Below are 18,968 nucleotides of genomic sequence, written 5' to 3'. Positions count from 1 at the left end.
CGCCGCGATATCCCCGAGGGGCAATCTTTCAGTCCCGGCCTTCGGTTCCCTTGCCTCCTCATGCTCAAGAACGCCTTCCTGACACTGCTTTCGCTTGCCATCGCCGTCGTCGGCGGTGGCGGCAGCGTCTGGTATGCACTGAAGCTGCAGGACGGCGTCGGCGCCATCAGGATCGGCCAATGGACCGCCTTCCCCGATATCGGCACGCCGACGGCAGATCCCTATTCGAAGGCCCGCGTGGCTCGCGAAGGCGTGCTGGCGCTCGGACAGGCGGAAGGACTGTCCTTCATAGCCGAGCGCGATTCCGGCGGCGAACAGCTCAAGCGGCAATGTGCCTACAAGATTGCGGGCGGCTTTCCCACCGCCCGGTTCTGGACGCTTTATGCCGCCGACCAGTCGCTTGGCGTGGTCGAGACCGGCAAGCCGAGGCCGGCTGCGCTGCAGTCCTATCAAGTGCTGCGCCAGGCCGACAATTCGGTGGTCATTTCCGTCGGCAGCCGCCCTGCGCCCGGCAACTGGCTGCTGACCAGCGGCGCCGGTAAGATGTACTTGGTGCTTACGTTCTACGACACGCCGATCGCCAGCAGCACCGGTCTCTCGGACGTCACGCTGCCGCAGATCCAGAAGGTCGGCTGCAATGCGTAGCCTGCTGCATGCCGTGCTGCTCGGCCTGCTCGGCGCCGGCATCGTGCACATCATCGTGCTGGTGCTCGTCCCCGAGTTTTCCGAACGCGACGCCTGGTCGCGATTGGCCATGGCTTCGGATCTCTACAAGATGACCCGGCTCGACGCGGAAGCCGGCGGCGCGCCGGTGGTGAAATCGGTCGATCCGCTGTTTTATGCGGCGGCATGCCGCTTCGATCTTGCCGAGGGGATGGTGCGGGTCAAGGCGCCGGGAAAGGTGCCGTTCTGGTCGATATCGGTCTATGACCGCGGCGGCCACAACATCTACTCGTTCAACGACCACAGCGCGACCGCAGGCGTGCTCGACACCGTTGTACTGACGCCGGCCCAGATGATCGAGGTCCGCAAGGATCTTCCCGAGGAACTGCAAGGGGCGATCTTCGTCGAGGCGCCGATAGAGGAAGGCGTATTCGTCATCCGTTCGTTCGTGCCCGACGACAGCTGGAAGCCGATCGTCTCGCGGTTTCTCGAACAGAGTTCCTGCGAACTGCAGGATTTTTAAGCCGGTTCCGATGCTCAGTGATGCGGTACCGGCAATGTTCCCGAAGGTCCCGGCTTGTCGGGGCCGGCCGGCCGCGTTTCGCCCGTCAGCGGCCGCTGCTCGTAGCGCACCCCGGGAAAGATGATCACTGCCGCCGGCGCGGCTTGTTGTGCTCGATTGGTTGCCGCCGTTCGCGGCACGAAAGACAGTACCATGCCCATGGTTCGCGTATTCCTCTCGGTTGCCCCGGAGCACAACGCAACGCCTCCATAGTCGATTAAGAAGGCAGTAGGTTAACGGAGCGCTAACGGATCGCCGCTAAATTGATCTTTGTTCTTGGGAAACGCGAAACCGGTACAGCCCGGCAGAGCGCTGTCCAGATCGTGTCGAGTGTCGGGCGTATCCTTCGTGTCAGCTTCGGATTTCAGGCAAATCGCAGCAGGAGCTGAATCGGGAAAGGCCGAAAGGCTGTTTCGCGCCGCGGTATCGGCGTTCTGCTCGCTCACCCGCCCTTCGCGCCGGGAGATCGCGCAGCTCGAAGACCTGACGCTGCCGCTTTTCGAGAATGTCTCGGTCGAATCGCGCCGCTACGTCGCGGCAGCCCTTTCCGAATGCGAATATGCACCCGCCGCGCTGGTGCGGCGGCTTTGCCAGGAGCGGGTCGACATCGCCGCTCCGCTGCTCATCCGCTCGCGCGCCCTCAGCGACGTCGACCTGATCGCGCTGATCGGACGTCACGGCCTGCCGCATGCCCGTGCCATTGCCCGCCGCAAGGATCTCAATCAAACGATCGCGGATCTCATCAAAGTGCTCGAAAGGCCGACGCTGGTGCGGTCGCAGCAGCAGCCGGAAACAACCGCCAAAGCCGCGTCCGAAAACGCCGAAGTGGTTGCGGGCGAGGTCAACAGGCAAGAGGCTTCCGATGCCGCTGAAACTGTACGCCGCCGGTTGCGATCCATGATGCGCGCCGAGAGCGGCGCCGCCATCAGTCCGTTCGTCGAGCCACAAACCTATGTCAAGCTGCGCGAGACCGCGCTGACCGGCAATGCGGCATTCTTCCAGACAGCGCTCGCCGATGCGCTCGAAGTCGATTTTTCAACGGCGCGGACGCTCACCGCGAGCCACAATTACACACCGCTGCTGGCCGCCTTGCGCGCGCTCGACCTTAGTGAAGACAAGGCGTTCCTGATCACGGCGGCCATCTATCCGACCGAGTTTCCGCACCCGCAGGCGATCCGCATCTTCCTCGACCGCTACCGCCTGCTGCACCGCGACGCGGCGTTGGACAGGCTCCGCGGCTGGAAGGCCGACACCGTATCGAAAATTGTTCGCAAGCCTGGGCGCGTCGCCGCAAATGCCGACCTGCGCAAGCCGAACAGCGCCGATATAGCCGCCACCCCAAAGGCGCGTCGCATCTGAAGGCTTGCCGTTACGACGCCTTGACCGAGATAAGCTCCTCGACGGGAATGGCGCCCGCCTCGATCTCGACCACCCAGATATCCGGATCGAATCTCTTCTCGCGCTCCAGCCGCGCGTCGAAGATGGCGGCATCGTCGCCTTCGCCAAGCAGGCTGAAAAAACGGTCGTCCGGCCTGGCTGAATCGTAACTCGTCTGCGGCGCCGGCCCGAACAGCGCTATCTCCCCCAGCCTGCCCCGCGCCAGCACGAAAACCGCGCCGGCTTCCGTCGCGCCGCGCTTGACCACGGCGGCAAAGCCGCCGGCGCTGAAAACCCGGCGCAACAGCGCCGACACCCACAGATCGGTGGTTACCCGCATGGAGAATTCCTGGACATGCGGCGGTCCTTACAGCATTGGCCGGAAAACCGTAACCGGTCTTTGCCGAGCGACCGGCGAGCGGCCGTCACGACCCTTAGTTGGTCAGGCCGATCTCGCGCATCTTGACGTAGACGATCTCGTCTGGCTCGCCGGTCTCCGGCAAGCCGAACAGCGCCTGGAATTCCTTGATCGCGGCCTTGGTGCGCGCGCCTACGACGCCATCCAATTGCATGTCGTCATTGCCGAACGCTTTCAGTCCGGCCTGGATCTTGACGATGCGGGGATCAGGCGTTTGCGCCACCGCATTTGCCGGTGCGGACGCTGGAATGGCGGCTGGAACAGCAGCCGTTTCGACCGGCCGCGGCACCGGATGCGGTACCACGGCCGCGGTCTTTGGCGTGGCGCCCAGTTGATCCAGCAGGACGCTGTCGATCTCGCCGGAGGCATTCAATCCGACCTTCTGCTGATAGGCCTGGATGGCCTTGCGCGTATTCGGTCCGGGAATCCCGTCGACGGTGCCGGAATAGAAATCGAGATCCTTCAATATGCCCTGGACCTGTTCGACGACCGGGTCGCTCTTGATCGGCGCAGCGGCCGGACGCACGATATTGATGGTGGTTTCGGGCTCGTCGCTGTCCGCCCGGGGAAAGCGCTCGATACTCCTGGTGGCGAAAAACGCGCCGGCATGCGGAAAGGGCTGGTACCAAAGCGCGTTCGCCGAGACGTAGAACAGCGTCACCAGGAACGCGGTGGAGCCGCCGACCACAACAGGATTGCGCGAGATCAGGCTGCCCAGCGCCATCGCTCCGTGCTCGAAGGCATTGCCGCGGCGTTTGACCGCCTTAGGCTGTTTTGCGGAGCGACCCATTGCTCTCCCCTTTGCCACCGTCCGCCTTGGCTTTGACCGCGGACATCGGCACCACGCCGGTCTTCTCCGCCGAGCGGCCCGTCGGGCCGCTCACGGGAAGGCTGATCGTCACCGTGGTGCCCTCGCCCGGCATGCTTTCGATCGACATGGTGCCCTCGTGCAGCGCCACCAGCCCCTTCACCAGTGAGAGCCCGAGGCCTGTGCCTTCGAAACGGCGGGTATAGTCGTTCTGGATCTGCATGAACGGCTTGCCGAGATTGACGAAGTCTTCCTCGGCGATGCCGATGCCGGTGTCCCGGACCCAGAAATGCAGCCGCGAGCCGATGCGCTTGGCGCCGATGACGACATTGCCGCTTTCGGGCGTGAACTTGATCGCGTTAGAGACGAGATTGATCAGGATCTGCTGCACGGCGCGACGGTCGGCATTTATTTCGCCTGCGTCCGGCGCGATCTGGGCCTGCAGATCGATAGCCTTTGCCTCGGCTTGCAGGCGCATCATGGACTGGCACATCTCGACCGCTTCGCGGAAGCGGAACGGTTCCGGTTCGGTCGCGTAGGCGCCCGATTCGATCCGCGATACGTCGAGTATCGAGGTGACGACGGCAAGCAGGTGCTGGCCCGAATCCCTGACCAGCCCGACATATTCCTTCTGGCGCGGATCCTTGAAGCTGCCGAACATCTCGTGCAGCAACATGTCGGAAAAGCCGATGATGGCATTGAGCGGGGTGCGCAACTCATGGCCGACGACGGCAAGGAAACGTCCTTTCGCCACCTCGGCGGAGGCAGCCGCCTCATTGGCAGCGGCAAGCTCCTGGCGCAGTCCGGCCAGTTCGTCGTTCTCGCACAGAAGAAGCGTGAAGACAGTCTCCTGCCCCGGCGCGCGCATCATCTCGAGCGAGAACGGCCGGTAATTGTCGGCCGTCACGCCGCTGCTCTGCGGCAGCCGTACGCGAAGGTCGAGCCGGCGCGACAGGGCTCCATCACGCATATCGGCCAGCGCACTGAGATACGGGACGCGGTCGGACAGATGGATGCGATCGAAAAGTCCGGTGCCGAAAAGCAGCTCCGGCGGCAGCCTCAGCATAGCGCGTGCCTTAGCCGAGACGTCCAGAACCTCGCCATGCGCCGCGATTCGCAGCACGACGGCGTCGATGAGGTCTTCGAGCCGGTCGCTGCCGGCCGGATCGAACTGTGCGCTGGCGGCGCCGCGAAGCGGAGCGATACGCGGAATGAGCGTGAGTGCCCAGGCCAGTGGTACCAGCCAGTGCCATGCGGCGATTTCGGTCTGGTCGAGCGGCAAGACCGAACCGGCTAAAGGCTGCAGCAAGACTGCGACAAAGGCCGATATGGCGCCCCAGATCACGGCACGGCGCGACTGGCCGATCCACCAGGCTTCAAACGGCAGCGCCACCGCAAGCAAGGCAACCGGCGAGGCCACACCGCCGGCGGCAGCGATAAGGGCACCCAGGGCAACACCGCCGACGACCAAGGCGAGTTGGCCGGCCAGGGTCATCTTGCCCGATGCCGCCACCAGCAAGGCGGCGAACCAGCAAAGGCCAAACGCCGCAAAGATCGCAGCCACAGTCAAGGCGGCGCCCATGCCCGACGTGACCAGCGTCACCGCTGCACCTGCGCTGAAGAAGGGAGCCGCCAGCATGACGCCAATGAACCGGCTGTGGCGGCGACGATCGCTCTGGCCGAGGGCGGACGGATGAACCATCCGTTCGCAACCGGCGGCTATCGCGCCCGGCAACTCGGCGTATCTGGCCTTGATCGCACTCAACTCAACGCACCCGGTCGTGAACGGCCCTGCTTTGCAGGCGGCTTTTGTCGATCCAAAACTCGCATCCAGCGTTTAAGGAATGGATAAGGCTGGGCCGATCGTCCCCCGGCAGGCTGCAAATATCGGGATACCGGCGGGGAAAAACCGGGGCAATTGCCGCCATAGTAAACGGAGCGTTATCCACACCGCCCGCCCCTGCACCTACGACCGATGGCATCAAACTGTCGCCGATTAAGAAAATGATCATGAAAAACAATAGGTTGGATGGTTATCATTTGCTGAATAAAATCTGAGCCGTTCGAGGCAAATGAACTTCAAAACGCTTCGTTTCGAATCTACCTAAAATTTAAGGAAAACTGTTGCTTTCGGGACAAGCCGTCCTTTGCGCGTCTGTGTCAGTATCGCGGTACAAGGGTCGTGCGGTTCGGATGCATGACGTCATAAAGGACAGACAGATGGGCTTTCTGATAAGAGCTGCTTTCTGGTTTTCGCTGGTGCTTCTGGCGCTGCCGCTGGGTGTCGGCGCCGATGATGCGGGCCGCGAAAGCGTCGGGCCGCTCCAGGCGCTGTTTGCGGCGCGCGAAGCCGTCGGCGATATCGCCGGCATCTGCGAGCGCAAGCCGGACGTGTGCGAGACCGGCAAATCGGCAATGCACACCATCACCGCCCGGGCCAGGGAGACCGCCAAGATCGCGGCCGCCATGCTGGACGACAAGGCCGCTGAACCGATACGGTGACGACCACCGGCAGCGTGCCCGGGGAAATCGTCTTGCCGGCGAAAGTCGATTTGCCGGCGAAAGTGCACTTGCCGGCGAAGAACTGAGACTGTTTCGGCCGAATTCATCGCTAAACCGCAAGGCTCTCGCTCTCGGCACCTGCGGCGTTTCTCCTCTTTTTCCGTGACGTGGCAGCGCCGGATGACTATATCCGGGGGAATGACGACGACGATCCAGACCATCCGCGACGACTTTTCCCTGCTCGACGAGTGGGAAGACCGCTATCGCTATGTGATTGAACTGGGTGAAGCGCTGCCGCCGTTTCCCGACGAGCAACGCATACAAGCCAACAAGGTGCCCGGCTGCGTCAGCCAGGTCTGGCTGACCACTGAGCAAGGCGGGGGTGTCGACCCCGTTATCACCTTCAAGGGCGATTCCGACGCGCATATCGTGCGCGGCCTGGTCGCCATCATGCTGGCGCTGTTTTCGGGACGGCCGGCCAGCGAAATCCAGAGGACCGACGCAGAGGCCACATTGAAGGCGCTCGGACTTGACGAGCACCTGTCGCCGCAGCGCGCCAATGGTCTTCGCTCGATGGTCAAGCGCATCAGGCGTGACGCCGAGGCAGCGCTGAAGCAGACCGCCTGACCGCACGGCAGTTGCTGGCGGCATGAAGAACTGGCGGCCTGAGCTTGGTCTCCCCACAATGCGAAAACGGCGCCTGTAGGCGCCGTTTGAGTATCAAACCGGAAGAGCCGCTTGTCAGCGTCCCTTGCGCTTGCGGCCGAGACCCATCTTCTTGGCGAGCTGCGAACGGGCGGCCGCGTAATTGGGCGCAACCATCGGATAGCTTGGGTCCAGGTTCCACTTTTCGCGATACTGGTCGGGCGTCAGATCATAGTGGGTCATCAAGTGACGCTTGAGCGACTTGAACTTCTTGCCGTCTTCGAGACAGATGATGTAGTCGTCATGCACCGACCGCTTCGGATTTACCGCCGGCTTCTGCTTGTCGGCAGGAGGCTGCTCGGCGGCCCCGCCGACACGCCCGAGAGCGGCATGGACATCGGCGATAAGGTTCGGCAGTTCGCCGACCGGCACGGGATTGTTGCTGACATAGGCGGCCACCACATCGGCGGTGAGCTCGATCAGCGCGTCGCTGTTTCTGGAAGGTGTTTCGGTAATATCCATGGCGTTCAGGCCCCAACGAGAATTGTTTCTGTTTGCGCCCGTTTCGATAGTTGGGCATCGCGCGAACTTGTGCAGGAAAAAGCCTCCGCGATTCGCGTCGCGGCATCTTAATGGGCCGGGCCGCCAAGTAAGTCAATTCGCTTCTTTCGGTCTATTCAGCGATACAAGTCAAATCTTCCATATTCAGCTTCACTCTTTCGTGCAAAGCGTAACTTTGCCGTTTTTTCTGGTCAGACCAGCATCGACTGGCGCCGCGGCAAGCAGCCATTACACAAACGGCAGCAGGTAAATAGAGTTCGATGCTTGACCCTGCCGGCGGCATTACAGCCTGGATGATCGGCGGATTCAGTAAAATCATAGGTTGCGAAGCGTTACTGTTGCTCGCGAGCCGTCGCCGGAGCGGTGCGCTGTGTCATTGAAATGGGGTAATGTATTTCCGTAGACCCAGCCGTATCGGCCACTTGCCAAGCCGCGAAGGCAGTTGCATGAGATTGACCGGCACTGGCAGGGTCATCGCAGCGACGGCGAGAACCGCGGCAGTCCGAGAAGAAATATTCCTTATCCGCTCCTCCAGCCCGTCCTCTCGAGCCACCACGACAATAGATCATAGCCCTTGAACCCGCGCTGCTCGGCGTGTTCATTCGCCATTCAAGTAGCTTCCACAGCGAGACGCAATGACCAGAACCCCAGTGTTTCCGACCGCCACGCCGCCGCAGCCGGAGAAGCGGCCGATCTTCGACACGCATCACGGCATAACGCGGACGGACGATTATGGCTGGCTGAGGGCCGCCAATTGGCAAGAGATGTTCAGGGATCCGTCCCTGCTCGACGGCCAAATCCGCGCCCACCTCGAAGCCGAGAATGCTTACCAGGCGGCGCTGATGGCCGATACGGTCCAACTGCAGAAGCAGCTTTTCGCGGAAATGAAGGGACGCATCAAGGAAGACGATTCTTCCGTGCCGATGAAGGACGGACCTTACGCCTACGGCTCCTCCTTCAAGCTTGGCGGCCAGCAGCCGCGTTATTTCCGCACGGCGCGTGACGGCGGCGACAAGCAGATATTGCTCGACGGCGATGCCGAGGCCGAGGGCAAGCCCTATTTCCGCCTGGGCGGCGTCGATCATTCGGACGACCACAGCAAGCTGCTCTGGGCCTTCGACGACAAGGGTTCCGAATTCTACACGCTGCGCGTCCGCGATCTGGCCGGCGGCAACGATCTGGCGGACAGGGTCCCGGACACCGGCGGCGGCGGTGTGTGGGATGCCGGCAATGACGGTTTTTTCTACACCCGCCTCGACCCCAACCACCGTCCTTCCAAAGTGCTGTTCCATGCGCTTGGCGACGGTCCTGAAAACGACCGGCTGATTTACGAGGAGACCGATCCCGGCTTCTTCATGGATGTCGGCGGCACGCGCTCCAACGAGTGGATCATGATCGGCATCAACGATCATGAGACCTCGGAATACCGCATCATGAGCGCCGACGATCCGTTCGCAGAGCCGAAGCTGGTTGCGGCGCGCCAGACGGGCCTGCAGTACGAACTCGAGGAAGGCGGCGACATCTTCTTCATCCTCACCAATGCCGACGGCGCCAAGGACTTCAAGATCATGACGGCGCCGGCCCATGATCCGGTGCGCGCCAATTGGCAGGAACTGGTGCCGCACGAAGCGGGCCGGCTGATCCTTTCGGTGATCGGCTTCAAGGACCACATGGTCCGGCTCGAGCGCAAGGAAGGCCTGCCGCGCATCGTCGTGCGCGACCGCAAGAGCGGCGAGGAGCACCTGATCTCCTTCGACGAGGAAGCCTTCTCGCTCGGCCTGTCCGGCTCCTACGAATACGACACCGAGATCATGCGCTTTTCCTATTCGTCGATGACGACCCCGGCGCAGGTCTTCGATTACAACATGCGCACCCGCGAGCGGGTGCTGCTCAAGACCCAGGAAGTGCCGTCCGGCCACGACCCGGAGCACTACGTCACGCGCCGGCTGATGTCGCCTGCCGCCGACGGCGAACTGGTGCCGATCTCGCTCCTCCACCACCGCGACACACCGCTCGACGGGTCCGCCCCTTGCCTGCTTTACGGCTACGGATCTTACGGCATAGCCGTACCCGCCGCGTTCAACACCAATCTGTTTTCGCTGGTCGACCGCGGCCTTGTCTACGCGATAGCCCATGTTCGCGGCGGCAAGGACAAGGGCTATGGCTGGTACGACGACGGCAAGCGGGCGAACAAGATGAACACGTTCACCGATTTTGTCGCTGCCGCCCACCACCTCGTCGCCGAACGCTATACGCAGCATGACCGCATCGTTGCGCAAGGCGGTTCCGCCGGCGGCATGCTGATGGGCACGGTCGCCAACATGGCGCCGCAATGCTTCGGCGGAATCGTCGCCGAGGTTCCCTTCGTCGACGTGCTCACCACCATGCTCGACGCAAGCTTGCCGCTGACGCCGCCGGAATGGCCGGAATGGGGCAATCCGATCGCGTCGGCGGAGGATTACCGGACCATCGCCGCCTACTCGCCCTACGACAATGTCGCCGCACTCGACTATCCGCCGATCCTGGCACTGGCCGGCCTGACCGACCCGCGCGTCACCTATTGGGAGCCGGCCAAATGGGCGGCGCGGCTGCGCGACCGCAAGACGGGTGAAAATCCGGTGCTGTTCAAGATCAACCTGGATTCAGGCCATGCCGGCGCCTCCGGCCGGTTTTCAAGACTGGAGGAAATCGCCTTCACCTACGCCTTCGCGCTCAAGGTGACGGGCAAGGCCGAGCTTGCGGCGTGAACATCGGCGGATGAGCGGTCATTGCCTTCCGTTCCGCGACGTGGCTTCATTGGCGGTGAGAGTTGCGGAGCCCACCAATGATCGATCTCGCCACGTTGATAGCTTATGTCGCGGTTGTGCTTGGCTTTGTCTTCATCCCGGGTCCCGCCACTCTTCTGACGGTGGCGCGGGCAACCAGTTCCGGAACCAGGGTGGGCATTGCGACCGGCGCCGGGATCGCGGCCGGCGACGTGGTTCACACCTTCATGGCGATCGTCGGCATTTCGGCGATCATTGCCACGTCGGCGGCGCTTTTCAGCATCGTGAAGTACATCGGCGCAGCCTACCTCATTTATCTCGGCATTCGCGCGATCATCGAGAAAACGCCTGTCTATCCGGCCGCCGGCGCACTTGCGATCCCCGCTGCCAAAGCATTTCGGCAGGCTGTTTTGACCGAGGTTCTCAATCCCAAGACCGCGCTTTTCTTCCTCGCATTTCTTCCGCAGTTCGTGCGGCCTGAAAACGGATCGGTGATGCTTCAACTGGCGATATTGGGCGTCATCTTTGTTCTGTTGGGCCTCGTCAGCACGGTGGTTTTCGCCGTGGGTGCGGGCGGCCTCGGTGCATTCCTGCGCCGAAACCCGACGGTGCTGAGATGGCAAGGCAAGGCTGTCGGCGGTATCTATTGCGCCTTAGGCATCCGGCTGGCGCTGCAACAGCGCTAGGGTCTCGACAGGCGACGAGCCGTACGAGGCTGCGGATAATGGGCAGGCACAGCTGATTTTCCGCTCGCAATTGCAAAGGCCGCGCGCTACCCAGTGCGCGGCCTTTTCACAGCCGCGCCAACACACAATCACCCAGGGATCTGCCATGTTGCTCGTCGATGTCTATCTCGACAAATCGCCCATCCAGGGCATCGGCGTCTTTGCCAAGAACCACATTGCCCGCGGCACGCTGGTCTGGAAGCTCGACCCGAAATACGACCGGCGCATCGAGGTAGCGGCCTACGAGCGGGAAACCGGGCCGGTCAGAACCTATCTCGACCGCTACGCCTATCCGGACCGGCGCGACCCGAATTACATCGTCTTCGAAGCCGACGATGCGCGCTACATGAACCATGCCGACAGCCCGAATTGCGACGTCTCGCAGCCGGAGGAGACCTATGCCTTGCGCGACATTGCGCCCGGCGAGGAAATGACCTGCGACTACAATCACTTCTTCGAAACCGGCTTCGACTTTCTCGGCGACCGCTGACGCAACGGCCGTCAGCTCGACGGCTTCTTGCGCGCCGGATAGCCGTTGGGGTGCGGCGGCACGGCTTTCAGGTAGGCGGCGATCGCCGCGCGGTCCTCCGGGGTCAGCACGGCCATGTTCCGCTGCACGTCGACCATTGCGCCGCCGACCGTATCGAAATCCGGCGTGAAGCCGGTTTCGAGATAGTTGGCGATGTCGGCCTCGGACCAGTCCGCGATGCCGCCCTCGCCCGACGTGATGTTCGGCACGATGCCGCTGCCTTCGGCGGCGGCCGCACCTGCCAGCCATTGGCTCTTCCTGGTGCCGCCGGCAAGATCCCGCGGCGTGTGGCATTCGCCGCAATGGCCGGGGCCTTCGACCAGATAGCGGCCTGTCAACACCGGATCCCGTGGGCCGTCGGGAAAGGAAACGACCGGCTGGTCACTCAAATAGAGCAATTTCCACAGACCAAGGCCGCGTCGGACGTTGAAGGGAAACCCCAGCGAATTGGCGGGCGCCTTGCCGGCGACCGCGGGTAACGTCTTCAGGAATGCATAGAGATCGGCAATGTCGGCCGGCTTCATGCGCGCGTAGGAAGTATAGGGAAATGCCGGATAGAGATGCTCGCCCGACGGCGACACGCCCTTCAGCATGGCGTTGGCAAGATCCTCGACCGACCAGGCGCCGATGCCGTCCCTGGTATCCTGCGATATGTTCGGCGGCACGAAGGTGCCGAATGGCGTCTTGAGTTCAAGGCCGCCCGCCAGCTGAAGACGGGCGTCGCCTTGCGAGCCAGGCTTGGCATGACAGGATGTGCAGCCGCCGGCGTAGAAGATGCGCTTGCCCCTGGCGGCGTCGCCAGGACCAAGCTCAGCCAGCGTTGCGGCATCGAGCCTGACCGGAGCCGACAGGAACCAGCCGGCAATCGCGGCCGCACCGCCCAGAACGAGGGCGGCGCCGACAAGTTTCTTCAGCAAGCGCATTGCCCGCTATCATCCTTTTTTCACCCTGTAGTTTTGATGACAGTTGCCGCAGCCGCCGCCGATGGTGTTGAACTGCGCCTTCAACGCGTCGGCATCCGCAGGTGCTGCGGCGACCGCCGCCTTGACGTCGGCGAGGTACTTGCCTTCAGCCGTCTTGAAGCCGGCCATGTCCTGCCAGATTTTTGGGGACGCCGTGGTGTCGCCGGTGTCGCTGCCCGCCGGGAAAAGCGTGTCGACGCCGGCATGGAATTTCTCGGCATTGACCTGCAGTGCCTGCAACGCCGTCAGCACCGAAGCTGCGTCGTAGGGCGTCTCGCCCTTGACCACTTTCGACAAGCCGGCGGCGATCTTGCCACGTTCCTTCATCAGGGCCTGCCGGTCAGCTACCGGGTCTCCAAATGCCGCCGAACCGGCGAAGGCGAGCATCGAGATGGCGAGGATAAGCTTTCTCATTCACTTGGCTCCATGTTGAAGGCAATTCAGGATGCGGCCCCACACCGATGACAAACGGCAAGGATGGCTTAAAAATTCCGACGCTTCGCCTCACGCTTGCGTGAAATTTTTGCAGCTGTCGTTCTGATGCTGAAAAAGAAAAGCCCCGGTTCTGCCGGGGCTTTCTGGAACGGATCAGGCCTTTTCGTAGAGTTCGAGCACATAGTCCCAGTTGATGAGACTGTCGACGAAGGCTTCGAGATATTTCGGCCGGGCGTTGCGATAGTCGATGTAGTAGGAGTGTTCCCAGACATCGACGCCGAGGATCGGCGTCGCGCCATGGACGAGCGGGTTCTCGCCATTCGGCGTCTTCGAGATCGCCAGCTTGCCGTCCTTGACCGAGACCCAGGCCCAGCCCGAACCGAACTGGGTGGTGCCGGCGGCGATGAAGTCGGCCTTGAACTTGTCGTAGCCACCAAGATCGCTGTCGACCGCCTTTTGCAATGCACCGGGCAGCTTGTTGCCACCGCCGCCCTTCTTCATCCATTTCCAGAAATGGATGTGATTGTAGTGCTGGGCGGCATTGTTGAAGAGGCCCGCATTCTTGCCGAAGGACTGTTTGACGGCCTCTTCGACCGATAAATCGCCCATGCCCGCCTCGGCGGCCAGCTTGTTGCCGTTGTCGACATAGGCCTTGTGGTGCTTGTCGTGGTGATATTCCAGCGTTTCCTTGGACATATAAGGCTGCAAAGCCTCGTAATCATAGGGCAAGGCGGGCAATTCAAAAGCCATCGGTCGTACTCCCTCGTGGAAAAATCCGGTGTCGATACCGGACTAACATAGGACTGGATTGGTCTGGAACAACTCCGGAAACGAAGCGCCGGCCGCTTTTTAGCGGGTCAGCCGGGCGAAGTCGAATGCGCCCATTCCCAATAGAGTTCGCGCGCCTTCTTGGCCACCGGTCCGGGCTGCAGATTGCGATCCTCGATACGGGTGACCGGCACGACTTTCGAGTGGTTTCCGGTCGAGAAGATTTCGTCCGCCTCCAGGAAGTCGCGGATCGACAGCGTCTTTTCCGTCGTCGTGAACCCGTATTCGCCAAGCAGGGCCATGGTGCGCGAGCGGGTGATGCCGGACAGGAAGGTGCCGTTCGGCGCCGGCGTCAGGACATGGCCATCCTTGACCAGGAAAATGTTCGAGGTGCCGGTCTCGGCGACATTGCCCAGCATGTCGAGCACGAGCGCATTGTCGAAGCCGCGCATCTTGGCTTCCAGGATGGCCCGGCCGTTGTTGGGATAAAGGCAGCCGGCTTTGGCGTTGGTCGGCATGGTTTCGATGGTCGGGCGCCGGAACGGCGACACCGTCACCGAAAACCCCGCCGGCGAGATCATCGGCGATTCATAGAGGCAAAGGCAGAAACGCGTCGAGGCCGGGTCGGCCGGCACGCCCATATAGCCGCCATGCTCGGCCCAATACATCGGCCTGATGTAGACCGCCGTGTTGCCGTCGAATTTCTTCAGCCCGTCCCAGGTCAGGCCGACGATCCTGTCGGTGCTCATCGTCGGTTTCAGACCGAGCGCGATCGCCGAGGCATTTACCCTTGCCGCATGACGATCGAGATCGGGAGCGACGCCCTCGAACCAGCGGGCGCCGTCAAACACGCTGGTGCCAAGCCACATGGCGTGGCTGCGCGGCCCTAGAATGGCAACATTGCCCTCGTACCAGTCGCCGTCGACGAAGGTCCATGTCGCGGATTGCGCCGCAGTCGCCAGTGTCATTGCCAGGTTCCGTTCGATGCTTGTTGCGGCGCATTGGAAGATGCTTTGGCGGCCGCCGTCAACCGGCTTGGCTGAGATTTGTTGAGGCCAGCGGGCTGGCGGACTGCAATCAGCGCTTGCGCCTTGCCTTACGCGGCCTCAAAACTGTCGAATGCAGTTCGCGGCTTACGTTTTCGACGCCTATGGCACGCTGTTCGACGTGCATGCGGCCGTGCGCCGTCACGCCGACCAGATCGGGCCGGACGGCCAGTTGCTGTCCGAGATCTGGCGCGCCAAGCAGCTGGAATATTCCTGGGTCAGGACGCTGATGGGGGCCTATGCCGATTTCTGGCAGCTCACCGAGCAGGCGCTCGATTTCGCCCTGAGCAAGGTTCCGTCCGCCGATGCCGGGCTGAAGGCGAAGCTGCTCGAGGCTTATTGGCGGCTGGACTGCTATCCGGAGGTGCCGGCCGTGCTCAAGGCGCTCAAGGCATCGGGAGCAAGGCTGGCGATCCTGTCCAACGGTTCGCCTGAAATGCTGCAAGCGGCCGTCAAGTCCGCCGCGCTCGACCAGGTCCTGGACGACGTCTATTCCGTCGACAGCGTCAGGCGCTTCAAGACCGACCCGTCGGTCTACGACATGGTCACCACGGGCTGGCGCCTCTATCCGGGCGCTGTCTCTTTCCAGTCATCCAACCGCTGGGACGTCGCCGGCGCCACCAAATTCGGCTTCAGGACGGTGTGGATCAACCGCGCCAATCAGCCAGAGGAATACCGGGATTTTCCACCGGCCCTGATCCTGCCGTCCCTTGAAGGTCTGGTCGCCGGGGGGTGACACCGGACATGTTGCCTCGGCGCAACAGTGACGATCCAGTCACAGCTTTGCCTTTGTTTGTCCACCCTGCGGCCAGAATTGGAACCGCCTATCGCGCCGGGCATTGCTCGGCACCTGCGCAACAGGACGCATTTATGCTTTGTTGCGATTTGAGACTTAAAAAAGGCAATCATGTTCACACCCCCATCGTCCTCTCTGCGCCTGAGCCGTCGCGGTTTTCTCAACGCAGCAGCCCTTGGCGCCGCCTCGGTCGCGGTCTCCAGTTGCACCACGCTGTCGCAACAACCGGTCGAGCCACCGCCGCCGACCTATGTCGAGCCGGCGCTCGGCGACTATGTGACGATGTATGGGGCGATGTCCGATGGCGGCTTCGAGCTGCCGGCCATACCGGTCGACAAGATCGACCCGCAGTTCCTGCGCCAGATCGTGGACGATCCGACCGGGCAGCAGCCGGGCACCATCGTCGTCGACACGACCAATCACTTCCTCTACCTGGTGCGCCCGGGCGGCCAGGCGATCCGCTATGGCGTCGGCCTCGGCCGCGCCGGCTTCGAATGGTCGGGCGATGCGGTGGTCCAATGGAAGCAGAAATGGCCGAAATGGACGCCGCCGGACGACATGATCGCCCGGCAGCCGGAGTTGAAGCCGTACAGCGCCGACAATGGCGGCATGCCCGGTGGGCTCAAGAACCCGCTTGGCGCGCGGGCGCTTTATCTCTTCCAGGGCAACCAGGACACGCTCTACCGCTTGCACGGTTCGCCGGAATGGCGGTCGATCGGCAAATCGGTGTCGTCGGGCTGTGTGCGCCTGATGAACCAGGACATCATCGATCTCTATGATCGTGTGCCGAACAAGACCCCGGTCGTGGTGACGGCCGACATCGGTCAGCCGATGGTGGCGACAGCAAACCGCAAAGCCATTCCGATCGACGCCGGCGTGCCGGAAGGATCGATCCTGCTCGGCCCGATAAAAGCGGTGACCAACTCGATCTTCTGAGCTGGTCGAAAGCGCGGGCGGGATTGCTCACGTGTCCTGCTGGTTTTGCCGAGCGTCGGCTTGCCCGTGCCCGCTTTTAGGTCCGATGCTTATGCCGAGCCCCCCGATAGCCGACATTCAACGCAACCAGCGTTCCCTACCCATTGCTGCCCGTCCTGGGCCGTTTCTCCTTCCCGAAACCCGACGTTGAGCGCAACCAGCGCTCCTGACCCTTGCCAGACATTCCAAGGCCAGTGATCGCGATCGTCGGCTATGGATTATTGTTTGCGGTCATTCAGCCCGACGGTTCGAGGCTGTTTGCGATGAGCGGAAGCGGACCTTCCCCGATGTGACCATACTGCGACGCCTCGGCTCGGAAGCGGAGCGTCCACTAGGGCGCCGGATCGCTTCGGATTGATTTGGCTAAGAGAGGTGGAAGCTGTTCGCGTCTATCCGCGACGTTGACCATAACAATTACCGACCATGATCATCTTGACATGCACAATAAGCAGTAGCCTGCGACCACGTTGACCCTTAGTCTGCAACCGTAGGCAACGGTTCAATACGGGTCATGGCAACGCAACTTACTCGGTCGGCGGTTCGCATTTACGGGGCGTTGTCTGCACTCGGAAATGACAGCGGAAACGTGCTGGAAGGGTTGCTGCCGTTCTTCGATCCGATCTTGCGCCGTCACAATGGCAGCAAACTCGACCCAGATGTCATCGCCGCAGCAATTCGCGATATGTACAAGTGGAACTTCAACTCCGATCTGGTCGAGACATTTGTCCCTTACTTAGAGCGTCACGGCTGGATTGTTGCTGACATCGCAGGTGCCAAGGATACCACGTATACGATTCAGATGGCTGACAACGGCGAGCCGGATGCATCCACTCAGACCGTTGAGGCTGAGCTACGCCGCATCGCCACTCAGTTTAAGGAGTTCTCCGAAGCGCTTTCGCCACTCACTACAATCCCCCGAGACGTCGAAGAGTTCGAGGACATCCTTGTCGAATGGCTCCTTTACGTCGAAGCGTTCAGCGAGAAGAGCATCGAGTTCAAAGCGGGCGTCAAACCGGATGCGTCAGGAAAGCTGCGGCAGGTAGTAGAAATCCCCAATACGACCTCCCTCCGAGACGAAGAGAAATTCCTGTGCGCGCGCTTCGTCAAACATGCAATCGAGGAGAACCAAGGCAGTGCTGAGGTACTTGCCCGGATTGCAGCTATCGGGCTTCTGACCGAGGTCGTTCAGGACTTTGTGAAGCCGGTGACCTCGGTCGATAAGACCGACCTCGTTGTCTATCTGGATGCGCCAGTTGCGATGGAACTTCTCGGTGTCTCCGGGAAGTTGGCGCGCGAGAACACTGCCCCTGTCGTGGCCGAACTCATCAGGATCGGGGCCTCGGTTCGAATTTTCGGGCAGAGCCTCGACGAGATAAAGAATAACCTGCAAGCCGTCTTGAAGAATCCGCGCCCTACAGGCCCGACTGCGCATGCCCTATTGAGGCGTGAGGTCTTGCGGGAGTATGTGAACGAGGTGTCGCGCAACCCTGCTCCCCTGTTGGACGCAGTGGGTGTGAAGGCTACGTATCGAACCCGGGAGCAGGCCATCCGAGCACCAGTTCTTTAACAAGGACAACTGGCAGGACCTTTACGGCAGGCTCAGTTACGCCGAGAATCCGTTGGCGCGTGAACACGACACCGACATCACTGCCTTCATTGTCAGACAGCGGCGGGGCAGAACTAGCCGAGACATATTCAAGTCGCACGCGGTCGGCCTGACTCGGAACGGTCTTCTTGCCCAAATTGTCCGCCGAGCGTGTGTCCAAATGAGCGGACTGCCTGACGAAACGGTGCCGCCCGTCGTTCATCGCCGCGTACTTGCGACCGCCATCTGGCTCCGCACAGGCATGGGGGCCGGTGATCTCAACATTCCAAAACGAATGCTGCTGGGTAAGCGCGAATTTCCCCGCACCTTTTGCTGTTGAGTGCTCTGATGCATGAGGTGTCCACCAAAATAGGTGGACACCTTGTGATGGAAGAAGATGAGCAGAAACTGCGGGTGAGGCTTGTCGGTCGGGACGGGCGACGCCGATACGACCCGGCATCGAAGGACCGTCTTGTCTCGGCCTGTCTTGAGCCTGGCGTGTCGGTATCGAGGCTTGCGCTCGAACATGGGGTCAATGCGAACCTTCTTCGGAAGTGGATAAAGAAGCGGGCGGAGACCCAGTCCCTCCCACAGCCCCCACCATCGGCGTTCATCCCGGTTCAGATTGAAAGCACTTCCGATCGGGCCTTGCTGCGACAGAGCAGCATGGCTGCGGTGGATTTGCCGGGGACTTGCGATGGGGCACGTAGGTCGGCATCGAAAAGGACAGCGCCTTTTTCCTCTCCAGCCAAGGTGAGCGCGTCGCTGCCGAACGGCGTGAAGTTGACGCTGGAATGCGGTGATGTGGATGCGTTGACGGCGACCATCGGAGCACTGGGTCATGTT

Annotated in this window: 20 protein-coding genes and 1 pseudogene; 12 read left to right on the top strand and 9 right to left on the bottom strand. The window is 61.8% G+C overall.

Translation table 11 applies throughout. The annotated features are described in order from the left end of the window. Positions 1-60: 60 nt before the first annotated feature. Both NKI54_RS13890 and NKI54_RS13885 read left to right on the top strand, forming a co-directional pair. A complete protein-coding gene (locus NKI54_RS13890; protein ID WP_352449049.1) occupies positions 61-645 on the top strand; it encodes a DUF1214 domain-containing protein in 585 nt (194 codons plus the stop codon). Then, positions 638-1,186 carry a DUF1254 domain-containing protein gene (locus NKI54_RS13885; protein WP_023677834.1) on the top strand — a complete coding sequence of 183 codons (549 nt, stop codon included), beginning with the start codon at positions 638-640 and terminating at the stop codon, positions 1,184-1,186. The genes NKI54_RS13890 and NKI54_RS13885 overlap by 8 nt, the downstream gene beginning before the upstream one ends. A 14-nt stretch (positions 1,187-1,200) precedes the next feature. Here the strand turns inward: NKI54_RS13885 and NKI54_RS13880 are convergent, their stop codons facing one another. Then, positions 1,201-1,386 carry a hypothetical protein gene (locus NKI54_RS13880; RefSeq protein WP_023677835.1) on the bottom strand — a complete coding sequence of 62 codons (186 nt, stop codon included), beginning with the start codon at positions 1,384-1,386 and terminating at the stop codon, positions 1,201-1,203. Between the two features lie 187 nt (positions 1,387-1,573). Between NKI54_RS13880 and NKI54_RS13875 the strand changes: the two genes are divergently transcribed. Next, the gene (locus tag NKI54_RS13875) at positions 1,574-2,584 is read left to right on the top strand and encodes a DUF2336 domain-containing protein (protein WP_352569878.1); all 1,011 of its coding nucleotides are present in this window, start codon (positions 1,574-1,576) and stop codon (positions 2,582-2,584) included. Between the two features lie 10 nt (positions 2,585-2,594). Here NKI54_RS13875 and NKI54_RS13870 read toward each other — a convergent pair whose 3' ends face one another. From NKI54_RS13870 to NKI54_RS13860, 3 genes are all read right to left on the bottom strand, one after another. Further along, positions 2,595-2,942 carry a DUF1491 family protein gene (locus NKI54_RS13870; protein WP_352454316.1) on the bottom strand — a complete coding sequence of 116 codons (348 nt, stop codon included), beginning with the start codon at positions 2,940-2,942 and terminating at the stop codon, positions 2,595-2,597. 94 nt (positions 2,943-3,036) lie between these two features. Continuing rightward, on the bottom strand, positions 3,037-3,810 hold the full coding sequence (locus NKI54_RS13865) for a peptidoglycan-binding domain-containing protein (RefSeq protein WP_352622487.1): 774 nt from the start codon (positions 3,808-3,810) through the stop codon (positions 3,037-3,039). Then, on the bottom strand, positions 3,785-5,530 hold the full coding sequence (locus NKI54_RS13860) for a sensor histidine kinase (protein WP_352636438.1): 1,746 nt from the start codon (positions 5,528-5,530) through the stop codon (positions 3,785-3,787). The genes NKI54_RS13865 and NKI54_RS13860 overlap by 26 nt, the downstream gene beginning before the upstream one ends. Before the next feature lie 518 nt (positions 5,531-6,048). Between NKI54_RS13860 and NKI54_RS13855 the strand changes: the two are divergent. Together NKI54_RS13855 and NKI54_RS13850 are read left to right on the top strand one after the other, a co-directional pair. Further along, positions 6,049-6,416, top strand: a pseudogene (locus tag NKI54_RS13855) (DUF5330 domain-containing protein). 112 nt (positions 6,417-6,528) lie between these two features. Continuing rightward, on the top strand, positions 6,529-6,957 hold the full coding sequence (locus NKI54_RS13850) for a SufE family protein (RefSeq protein WP_352636437.1): 429 nt from the start codon (positions 6,529-6,531) through the stop codon (positions 6,955-6,957). A 114-nt stretch (positions 6,958-7,071) separates the two neighbouring features. Here the strand turns inward: NKI54_RS13850 and NKI54_RS13845 are convergent, their stop codons facing one another. Further along, positions 7,072-7,497, bottom strand: coding sequence for a Ros/MucR family transcriptional regulator (locus tag NKI54_RS13845; RefSeq protein WP_023677844.1), 426 nt, complete (start codon positions 7,495-7,497; stop codon positions 7,072-7,074). A 674-nt stretch (positions 7,498-8,171) separates the two neighbouring features. Between NKI54_RS13845 and NKI54_RS13840 the strand changes: the two genes are divergently transcribed. From NKI54_RS13840 to NKI54_RS13830, 3 genes are all read left to right on the top strand, one after another. Next, positions 8,172-10,283: a S9 family peptidase gene (locus NKI54_RS13840; RefSeq protein WP_352691737.1), complete on the top strand. Its 2,112-nt coding sequence runs from the start codon at positions 8,172-8,174 to the stop codon at positions 10,281-10,283. 77 nt (positions 10,284-10,360) lie between these two features. Further along, positions 10,361-10,987 (top strand): LysE family translocator, encoded by a 627-nt coding sequence (locus NKI54_RS13835; protein ID WP_352636410.1) that lies wholly within the window; start codon positions 10,361-10,363, stop codon positions 10,985-10,987. A 145-nt stretch (positions 10,988-11,132) separates the two neighbouring features. Then, a complete protein-coding gene (locus tag NKI54_RS13830) occupies positions 11,133-11,516 on the top strand; it encodes an SET domain-containing protein (RefSeq protein WP_352449057.1) in 384 nt (127 codons plus the stop codon). A gap of 11 nt (positions 11,517-11,527) precedes the next feature. Here NKI54_RS13830 and NKI54_RS13825 read toward each other — a convergent pair whose 3' ends face one another. The 4 genes from NKI54_RS13825 to NKI54_RS13810 all read right to left on the bottom strand — a co-directional run bounded on the left by NKI54_RS13825 (position 11,528) and on the right by NKI54_RS13810 (position 14,688). After that, positions 11,528-12,478, bottom strand: coding sequence for a cytochrome c (locus NKI54_RS13825; protein ID WP_352636409.1), 951 nt, complete (start codon positions 12,476-12,478; stop codon positions 11,528-11,530). Between the two features lie 9 nt (positions 12,479-12,487). Further along, entirely contained in the window at positions 12,488-12,931 is a 444-nt protein-coding gene (locus tag NKI54_RS13820) for a c-type cytochrome (protein WP_352636408.1), read from the bottom strand. Between the two features lie 174 nt (positions 12,932-13,105). Next, complete coding sequence (locus NKI54_RS13815) at positions 13,106-13,702, bottom strand: superoxide dismutase (RefSeq protein ID WP_023677850.1); 597 nt, start codon at positions 13,700-13,702, stop codon at positions 13,106-13,108. A 107-nt stretch (positions 13,703-13,809) separates the two neighbouring features. Further along, positions 13,810-14,688 (bottom strand): branched-chain amino acid aminotransferase, encoded by an 879-nt coding sequence (locus tag NKI54_RS13810; RefSeq protein ID WP_352622574.1) that lies wholly within the window; start codon positions 14,686-14,688, stop codon positions 13,810-13,812. Between the two features lie 151 nt (positions 14,689-14,839). Between NKI54_RS13810 and NKI54_RS13805 the strand changes: the two genes are divergently transcribed. From NKI54_RS13805 to tnpA, 4 genes are all read left to right on the top strand, one after another. Continuing rightward, on the top strand, positions 14,840-15,502 hold the full coding sequence (locus tag NKI54_RS13805; RefSeq protein ID WP_352591620.1) for a haloacid dehalogenase type II: 663 nt from the start codon (positions 14,840-14,842) through the stop codon (positions 15,500-15,502). A gap of 171 nt (positions 15,503-15,673) precedes the next feature. After that, positions 15,674-16,498 (top strand): L,D-transpeptidase, encoded by an 825-nt coding sequence (locus NKI54_RS13800; RefSeq protein ID WP_352636407.1) that lies wholly within the window; start codon positions 15,674-15,676, stop codon positions 16,496-16,498. A 550-nt stretch (positions 16,499-17,048) separates the two neighbouring features. Continuing rightward, positions 17,049-18,104, top strand: coding sequence for a hypothetical protein (locus NKI54_RS13795; RefSeq protein ID WP_031213483.1), 1,056 nt, complete (start codon positions 17,049-17,051; stop codon positions 18,102-18,104). 405 nt (positions 18,105-18,509) lie between these two features. Next, positions 18,510-18,968: IS66-like element accessory protein TnpA (gene tnpA / locus NKI54_RS13790; protein ID WP_352691734.1), on the top strand; the 459-nt coding region annotated here is incomplete at its 3' end.

This window comes from Mesorhizobium sp. M0663 (assembly GCF_040320585.1).
Lineage (GTDB): Bacteria > Pseudomonadota > Alphaproteobacteria > Rhizobiales > Rhizobiaceae > Mesorhizobium.
Note: the sequence above shows the minus strand (reverse complement) of the source record. Positions and strands in the feature narration are given on the sequence as shown.